Below are 6,000 nucleotides of genomic sequence, written 5' to 3' on the forward strand. Positions count from 1 at the left end.
CAATCAATGGCTACTCTGACGGTCATGCCCTCGGGCAAGACGATCGAGGTGGGCGAAGGCACCACCATTCTCGCGGCGCTGCTCGCCGCCGAAGTCGAGATCCCGCACAAATGCGAGGGGCAGGCGAAGTGCGGCTCCTGCCACATCTTCCTGCAGGAGGGCCGCAAGGGCGTGTCGAAGGTCAGCAAGCTCGAGAACGAGAAGCTCGACAGCATCGTGGGCGTCGGCTCCAAGTCGCGCCTCGCCTGCCAGGCGACGATCCTCGGCACCGAGAACGTGAAAATTGAACTGCTCGGCTTCGGCTCGGGCCTGTAACAGGAGGATCCCATGGACAACATCACGCTGCACGTTCGTTTCGCCCCGGATGGCACGGTTGCGGAGATCAGTGAGCGGCCTGCTGCGCTGACGCCGCAGCAATGGTTCAACAAGCTGAGCGATGCCATCGGCATGAAGGCCTACCAGACCTTCGCCGGCGGCCGCGGTGTCTTCAAGGTGGCCCGCGACCAGATCGAAGCGCTGAAGGCCGCAGCCGTCGCGTGACGGCTGCGTGCAAGGCCTTCGACGCGAGCGGCGGCATGAGCACCGATACGGTCCAGTTCTTCGTCTCGTATACGGGCGTCAAACTGCCGCTGCGCCTGGTGACGGCGATCGCACCGGAGCAGCTGTCGAACCGCAATACCTTCATCCGCGGCTATTTCAATGCCGCGGGTGCGCTGACCGGATTCGAGAAGGTCGTGTACGGCGAGATCGAGCTCACTCACCGGTATGACTATCACGCCAACGGGACGTTGCGCCGTGCCGAGATCGTGATGCTCGACGAGGACCCGGTGACGCTCAGTTTCGACGAGACCGGCGCGGTCGTCGCCGGCCAGGACGGCGTGTAAAGGAGCCAAGTGGTGAAGGAGCGAGTGTGACCGTCGCCAAGCTGATCGAGGCTCTTGCCAGCATGCCCAAGGACGCTATCGTGCTGATGGACTCCGGCGCCGGATTGTCGCGGGTCGACGCGCTGGAGCTCGTGGCCGAGCAGGGACCCGGCGCACCGGCCGAGGTGATCCTGCAGCCGAGCTTGGACGAATAGAGACGGGACGGGTTGGATGGCGGACGCGGGCACGACAGAGACTGACACGTCGGCGGCGGGGCCGGTGATCACGCCCTATGAGCGGATCGGCGGGGCCGTCGTGGTCGATCGCCTGGTCGAGTCGTTCTACCACCGGATGGATACGCTGCCGGAGGCCAAGACGATCCGCGACATGCACGGGACCCATCTCGGGCCGATCAAGGTCATCCTGAAGCGCTATCTCTCGGAATGGCTCGGCGGGCCGAAATTGTACTCGCCGGAGAAGGGCCATCCGCGCCTGCGCCAACGCCACATGGGCTTTCCGATCGGCAACGCCGAGCGCGATGCATGGCTGCTGTGCATGCGCGGCGCGCTCGAGGAGACGGTCGTGGACGCTGCTGCGCGGCAGGACGTCGACGCCGCCATGACCAAGCTCGCCGACTGGATGCGCAACCAGGCCGGTAATCCACACGACGCGCGGGCCGCGCGGCCGTGAGTTGGATGGATGGCTGCTAGTGAATGCGCCCTCTCCCCTTGTGGGAGAGGGCATGTAAGATAGTGCGTCATACTCGGTTGGGTGAGGGGTATCTATCCACGAGCGTTGCACGGACCTCATCTAATATAGCGGCACGCCGAAGAAGCTCTCGTCATCGCCACCCCACGCGCGGTGCAGGGCGAGCGCGTTCTGCCAGTGCACCAACTCGGCGTCGCTGGCGTTGCGGTGGGTTATCTTGCCGTCCGGCATCTCCGCGAGCAGATAGGTCTTGCCGTTGCGGATGAAGCGGTTGAGATCTTTGGTATCGTTCGGCCGCACCACGCAGCGCGGCCGTTCGTCGATCAGGATGGTGGTCGGCAGCATCGCGTGGCCTCGCTCCAACGGATGATCAATCAGCCGGAGGTCCCATGTCGTCGTCCGCCTTTTTCTTCTTTTTCTTGTCGGTCTTGGCAAGCGCATAGGCGCCGGCGTTCTTCAGCGTGATCGGCGGCTGGCCGACGACATATTGCGAGATCCAGGCGAGCGTCCGTTCCTGTGCCAAAGCAGTGGCCGTCTCATCATAGGTGTCGCCCTCGGCATCGAAGTCGTGGGCGGCGTTCGGATAGGAGAAAGCGCTGACCTCGGGATGATGGGCGCGGAACATGCTCACGGCGGGAAATGGCACGACCGCGTCGGCTTCACCGAAGTGCAGCAAGGTCGGCACCTTGCGCTTGGCGCCGGCCGCATCGATCACGCCGGTTGCGTAGTAGCTGACGGCGCAGGCGAGCCCGGATACGCGGTTCGCGGCGTTGTAGGCGAGGCCGCCGCCGGCGCCGTAGCCGACCACGGCCACCTTGCCACATTCCTTGACGCTGTCGACGGTGGACTGGATCTCGGCGAGCAGAGGGGCCACCGGATCCTGTGTGGCTGCCGGCGGCTCGCCGTCTGCCGGGGCCTCGACCGCCGCAGGCGGCGACAGCTCCGGCGCGATCACGACATAGCCGCTCGCGGCAAAGGCATCCGCGACCTTGCGGACCTTGATGCTGCCGCCCGCGTCCGGCAGCACGACGATGGCGCCCTTGGGCGTGTCGGCCGGATCGGCACGGAAGGCCTGGAACGTATGTCCGTCATGTGCGGTGAGCCTGATCGTGCTCTCGGTCGCCATGTGATGCTCCTGTTTCGTTGGCGCGATCGGCGCGCGTTACAACAAGCCCAACTCCAGGGCGGTCTCTTCGGACATGCGCGACTTGTCCCACGGCGGTTCGAACACGAGCGTGACCTTGACGGAGACGACACCGTCGACAGCCTGCACGGCGTCCTCGACCATGCGGACGATCTCGCTCGCGACGGGACAACCCGGCGCCGTGAGCGTCATGTCGATCTCGACGGCGCCGCCGCCCTCATGCGCGATGCGATAGACCAGACCGAGATCGTAGACATTCACCGGAATCTCCGGGTCGTAGACCGTCCTCAGCGCGGCGATCACGCTCTCGGCGGCATCCTGCGAGCCGGTCGTCAGGGCGGTTTGCGACGGGGAGGGAGGGGCAGCGGCGTGCATGCTCATCATGCTTTGATTCCTCTCATGGTCCTGGTTCGCACCGGGGGATGGTCGTTCGACGTCGTGTCGATATTGCGCTTGGGATGCTGCATGGGGGGCCTCATTCCAGCCCGTCGGCGAGCGCAGCCACGACCGGCCACCCGACCGCACCGGCCGGATCGAGCCGACGCAGCGCTGCGAGCATCTCAGCCGTGCTGTCAGGATCGTTCTTGCGCAGATGAATGAAGGCGAGCGCCTTCAGCGTGTAGAGCGCGAAGCGGCCGGGGCCATCGGGCAGCGGGTCATGCGGCACCCATTGCCGCCAATCCGATGACCAGCCGGCCTGGCGCGCGGCCTCGGCAAGACCGAGCTCGGCCACCGCCTTGGCCTCGTCGAGATGGCCCTGATAGGTGTGAATCTTATAGAGGCAGAAATAGGTCGGAAGCTGCTGCGGAGCGGCGGCCAGGGCCTCGCGAAACAGCCGGTCGGCGCGCGCGTGATCGCGGCGATACGCCGCCACGCCCTGCTGCAACAGTGCGTCGATCTCCTCGGGAAGATCGCCGAAGTTGATCGTGTCGGGTTCGCTGACGAGTTCGAGCATCTGCATTGACCTCGATCAAATCAGTGCAAGACGCGGACCGTTTTTGCGGTGGTGCACCAGAAGCCGTCATCGCCGCGAATCCGGCGAAACCGCGTGGGCATGTTGGATTTTGAACGCCAAGCCCGCGTCGCATCGTCCTCCTTGTCGCAAAGACGACGCGCGCGTCGTCAATTCGCCGCTCGATCAGAGCCGGTGCAGCGTCCGGGACCTGCAAATGGCTGGTTCGGAGCTTGCATGACGCTGTCATCAATCCAGCGGGAGACACAGCGATGGCGATGGCAGCAACTGATATCGAACGTCTGATCAAGGAGGCGTTCCCGGATGCAGTCGTCGTGATCGAGGATCTGGCCGGTGACGGCGACCATTATTCGGCGCGCGTCACCTCGCAGGCTTTCGCCGGGAAGAGCAGGGTGCAGCAGCATCAGATGGTCTATTCGGCCCTCAAGGGCCAGATGGGCGGCGTGCTGCATGCGCTGGCGCTCGAGACGTCATTGCCGAAGTAACCGGCCGCATCCAGGGAAAAGGACAACATCAATGTCGACATCCGAACGCATTCAGAAGCTGATCGACAGCAATGACATCGTTCTCTTCATGAAGGGCGTGCCGGCGGCGCCGCAATGCGGCTTCTCTGCGGCCGTGGCGCAGATCCTCGGCAAGCTCGACGTGCCGTATGAGAGCGTCAACGTGCTGGCCGATCCCTTCATCCGCGAGGGCATCAAGGAGTTCTCCAACTGGCCGACCATTCCTCAACTCTACATCAAGGGCGAGTTCGTCGGTGGTTGCGACATCGTGCGCGAGATGTTCCAGGCTGGTGAGCTCGCGACGCTCTTGGCCGACAAGGGCATCAAGGCGGCTGCATCATGAGCGATGGCAGTGTCGCAGAGGCGGATGACGATTTCGAGATTCCGCAGCTCTACAAATACCACGCCTTCGTCTGCCTGACGCAGCGTCCGCCGGGGCATCCGCGCGGCAGCTGCGGCGCGCTTGGCGTGCAGCCGTTGTGGGACCGGCTGACCAAGACGATCGAGGCGCAGCGGCTGACGGATGTCGGCGTCACCGCCGCCGGCTGCTTCGGCTTCTGCAGCGCCGGGCCGATGATGGTGGTCTATCCCGATGGCATCTGGTATCGGCCGACCAAGCCGGAGGATATCGACGAGATTGTCGAATCCCACTTCAAACAGGGCAAGCGCGTCGACCGTCTGGTGATGGTGCTGAAGCGCTGAAGTCTGGACCGGAGCCGCTCAGCGCGGCTCCGGACAGGGCGATGCTTCGGGGCGCGTGCAGCCCTGGACGTCGTCGAGATCATCATCCCGCTGCAGCAGCGACAGCACCGGCTCGCGGTCGAAGCCGGCGCAGCATTGGCCGCCGGCCTCGATCAGCGGACGGCGGATCAGCAGCGGGTCCTCCAGCATCAGATCGATGGCGGCGACTGCTTCGATCGCCTCCGGCTCGATCTCGCCTGACTTGACGCGTGGCGACGCCGGGTTGAACCAGGACCAGACCGGCGTTCCGGCGAAGTAGGCGCGCAGCCGCTCACCGGTCCACGGTTCGGTCAGCAGATTTCTGGCCTCGACCTCGTGACCGGCGCGCGCCAGCATCAGCTTCTGCCGGGCATTGGTGCCGCAGCCCGGCTTCTCGTAAAACACCACCGTGGTCACGTCACAGCCCGCCGAGCTGGACCAGTTGCGCGCCGCCGGCGCGGCCGAGAATGGTGTCGACCTTCTTGCGCACCGACTCGATCGTCAGCGGCTTGACGACCGCGCCATGCGCGCCCGCCTTCAGCCCCTCGATCGCGATCGCCTCGTCGGCCTTGGCGGTGACGATCAGGATCCGCACCCCCTTGAACTTGCCGGCGATCTCACGGACCAGCTCCGGCCCACGCTGCTTCAGGAAGGAGACGCCGAGCATCACCACGTTCGGCGCCAGCCAGTCGACGCCCTTCTCATAGGCTTCCTCGGGAGTCGCCAACTCATGGGTTTCGATCTCATCGTGCAGCATGAACTGCAGCGCCGCACGGGTGATCTCATCGTCATCGATGACGAACACACGCCGCTGGTCCACCGCTTTCGCCGTCTCAACTCCGATCTGCATCTGCATCCTCCTCAAACCTTCGCGAGATCCTTGGCCGCAAGGCTGCGAGGAGGATCTAGCAAATCTCGTTCCGAGCTTTTGGCAGCTGGAGGCCGGCCTTTGTTGTGTCGTTTCGGACAGTGCGGCGCATCATCACATCTTGCGAAGCATTCCGATGTCGGGTTTGCAACAAGCCGCCGTTATCAGTGGATTGTGCTTCATCTCCTTCAAAATACGCCCGTTTTCGTCTGCGGCAGGCG

Annotated in this window: 14 protein-coding genes; 8 read left to right on the forward strand and 6 right to left on the reverse strand. The window is 64.5% G+C overall.

All coding sequences use genetic code 11. From position 1 onward, the window contains the following. Positions 1-6 precede the first annotated feature (6 nt). Genes NLR35_RS33115 through NLR35_RS33135 form a run of 5 tightly spaced genes read left to right on the forward strand, consistent with a single transcriptional unit; the run spans position 7 to position 1,553 of the window. Complete coding sequence (locus NLR35_RS33115) at positions 7-315, forward strand: 2Fe-2S iron-sulfur cluster binding domain-containing protein (protein ID WP_257170747.1); 309 nt, start codon at positions 7-9, stop codon at positions 313-315. A 12-nt stretch (positions 316-327) separates the two neighbouring features. After that, positions 328-540 carry a hypothetical protein gene (locus NLR35_RS33120; RefSeq protein ID WP_257170748.1) on the forward strand — a complete coding sequence of 71 codons (213 nt, stop codon included), beginning with the start codon at positions 328-330 and terminating at the stop codon, positions 538-540. A gap of 35 nt (positions 541-575) precedes the next feature. After that, a complete protein-coding gene (locus tag NLR35_RS33125) occupies positions 576-884 on the forward strand; it encodes a DUF6156 family protein (RefSeq protein ID WP_257170749.1) in 309 nt (102 codons plus the stop codon). 26 nt (positions 885-910) lie between these two features. Then, positions 911-1,078: a hypothetical protein gene (locus NLR35_RS33130; RefSeq protein ID WP_006609688.1), complete on the forward strand. Its 168-nt coding sequence runs from the start codon at positions 911-913 to the stop codon at positions 1,076-1,078. A gap of 16 nt (positions 1,079-1,094) precedes the next feature. Then, on the forward strand, positions 1,095-1,553 hold the full coding sequence (locus tag NLR35_RS33135; protein ID WP_257170750.1) for a group II truncated hemoglobin: 459 nt from the start codon (positions 1,095-1,097) through the stop codon (positions 1,551-1,553). Positions 1,554-1,673: 120 nt separating this feature from the next. Here the strand turns inward: NLR35_RS33135 and NLR35_RS33140 are convergent, their stop codons facing one another. From NLR35_RS33140 to NLR35_RS33155, 4 genes are all read right to left on the reverse strand, one after another. Then, positions 1,674-1,916: a hypothetical protein gene (locus NLR35_RS33140; protein WP_257170751.1), complete on the reverse strand. Its 243-nt coding sequence runs from the start codon at positions 1,914-1,916 to the stop codon at positions 1,674-1,676. A gap of 25 nt (positions 1,917-1,941) precedes the next feature. Further along, on the reverse strand, positions 1,942-2,697 hold the full coding sequence (locus NLR35_RS33145) for a dienelactone hydrolase family protein (protein ID WP_257170752.1): 756 nt from the start codon (positions 2,695-2,697) through the stop codon (positions 1,942-1,944). Positions 2,698-2,733: 36 nt separating this feature from the next. Beyond that, entirely contained in the window at positions 2,734-3,096 is a 363-nt protein-coding gene (locus NLR35_RS33150; RefSeq protein WP_257170759.1) for an iron-sulfur cluster assembly protein, read from the reverse strand. Between the two features lie 94 nt (positions 3,097-3,190). Then, entirely contained in the window at positions 3,191-3,676 is a 486-nt protein-coding gene (locus NLR35_RS33155) for a hypothetical protein (RefSeq protein WP_257170753.1), read from the reverse strand. A 263-nt stretch (positions 3,677-3,939) separates the two neighbouring features. On the opposite strand from NLR35_RS33155, the gene NLR35_RS33160 reads away from it, so the two are divergent. Genes NLR35_RS33160 through NLR35_RS33170 form a run of 3 tightly spaced genes read left to right on the forward strand, consistent with a single transcriptional unit; the run spans position 3,940 to position 4,893 of the window. Next, entirely contained in the window at positions 3,940-4,173 is a 234-nt protein-coding gene (locus NLR35_RS33160) for a BolA/IbaG family iron-sulfur metabolism protein (protein WP_006609694.1), read from the forward strand. Between the two features lie 31 nt (positions 4,174-4,204). After that, complete coding sequence (grxD, locus tag NLR35_RS33165; protein ID WP_257170754.1) at positions 4,205-4,534, forward strand: Grx4 family monothiol glutaredoxin; 330 nt, start codon at positions 4,205-4,207, stop codon at positions 4,532-4,534. Further along, complete coding sequence (locus NLR35_RS33170; RefSeq protein WP_257170755.1) at positions 4,531-4,893, forward strand: ferredoxin; 363 nt, start codon at positions 4,531-4,533, stop codon at positions 4,891-4,893. Before grxD ends, NLR35_RS33170 begins: the two co-directional genes overlap by 4 nt. Positions 4,894-4,911: 18 nt before the next feature. Here NLR35_RS33170 and NLR35_RS33175 read toward each other — a convergent pair whose 3' ends face one another. Together NLR35_RS33175 and NLR35_RS33180 are read right to left on the reverse strand one after the other, a co-directional pair. Continuing rightward, positions 4,912-5,328, reverse strand: a complete 417-nt coding sequence (locus NLR35_RS33175; protein WP_257170756.1) for an ArsC/Spx/MgsR family protein — start codon at positions 5,326-5,328, stop codon at positions 4,912-4,914. 1 nt (position 5,329) lies between these two features. Further along, positions 5,330-5,761 (reverse strand): response regulator transcription factor, encoded by a 432-nt coding sequence (locus NLR35_RS33180; RefSeq protein ID WP_257170757.1) that lies wholly within the window; start codon positions 5,759-5,761, stop codon positions 5,330-5,332. Positions 5,762-6,000 lie beyond the last annotated feature (239 nt).

The sequence above is a fragment of the Bradyrhizobium sp. SRS-191 genome, assembly GCF_024586915.1.
Lineage (GTDB): Bacteria > Pseudomonadota > Alphaproteobacteria > Rhizobiales > Xanthobacteraceae > Bradyrhizobium.

What these genes read in the sequence shown, in the direction of transcription:
- NLR35_RS33135 (WP_257170750.1), top strand. Translation starts at nt 1,095, where the DNA reads ATGGCGGACGCGGGCACGACAGAGACTGACACGTCGGCGGCGGGGCCG.
- NLR35_RS33180 (WP_257170757.1), bottom strand. Translation starts at nt 5,761, where the DNA reads ATGCAGATCGGAGTTGAGACGGCGAAAGCGGTGGACCAGCGGCGTGTG.
- NLR35_RS33120 (WP_257170748.1), top strand. Translation starts at nt 328, where the DNA reads ATGGACAACATCACGCTGCACGTTCGTTTCGCCCCGGATGGCACGGTT.
- NLR35_RS33170 (WP_257170755.1), top strand. Translation starts at nt 4,531, where the DNA reads ATGAGCGATGGCAGTGTCGCAGAGGCGGATGACGATTTCGAGATTCCG.
- grxD (WP_257170754.1), top strand. Translation starts at nt 4,205, where the DNA reads ATGTCGACATCCGAACGCATTCAGAAGCTGATCGACAGCAATGACATC.
- NLR35_RS33140 (WP_257170751.1), bottom strand. Translation starts at nt 1,916, where the DNA reads ATGCTGCCGACCACCATCCTGATCGACGAACGGCCGCGCTGCGTGGTG.
- NLR35_RS33145 (WP_257170752.1), bottom strand. Translation starts at nt 2,697, where the DNA reads ATGGCGACCGAGAGCACGATCAGGCTCACCGCACATGACGGACATACG.
- NLR35_RS33160 (WP_006609694.1), top strand. Translation starts at nt 3,940, where the DNA reads ATGGCGATGGCAGCAACTGATATCGAACGTCTGATCAAGGAGGCGTTC.
- NLR35_RS33155 (WP_257170753.1), bottom strand. Translation starts at nt 3,676, where the DNA reads ATGCAGATGCTCGAACTCGTCAGCGAACCCGACACGATCAACTTCGGC.
- NLR35_RS33150 (WP_257170759.1), bottom strand. Translation starts at nt 3,096, where the DNA reads ATGAGCATGCACGCCGCTGCCCCTCCCTCCCCGTCGCAAACCGCCCTG.
- NLR35_RS33125 (WP_257170749.1), top strand. Translation starts at nt 576, where the DNA reads ATGAGCACCGATACGGTCCAGTTCTTCGTCTCGTATACGGGCGTCAAA.
- NLR35_RS33115 (WP_257170747.1), top strand. Translation starts at nt 7, where the DNA reads ATGGCTACTCTGACGGTCATGCCCTCGGGCAAGACGATCGAGGTGGGC.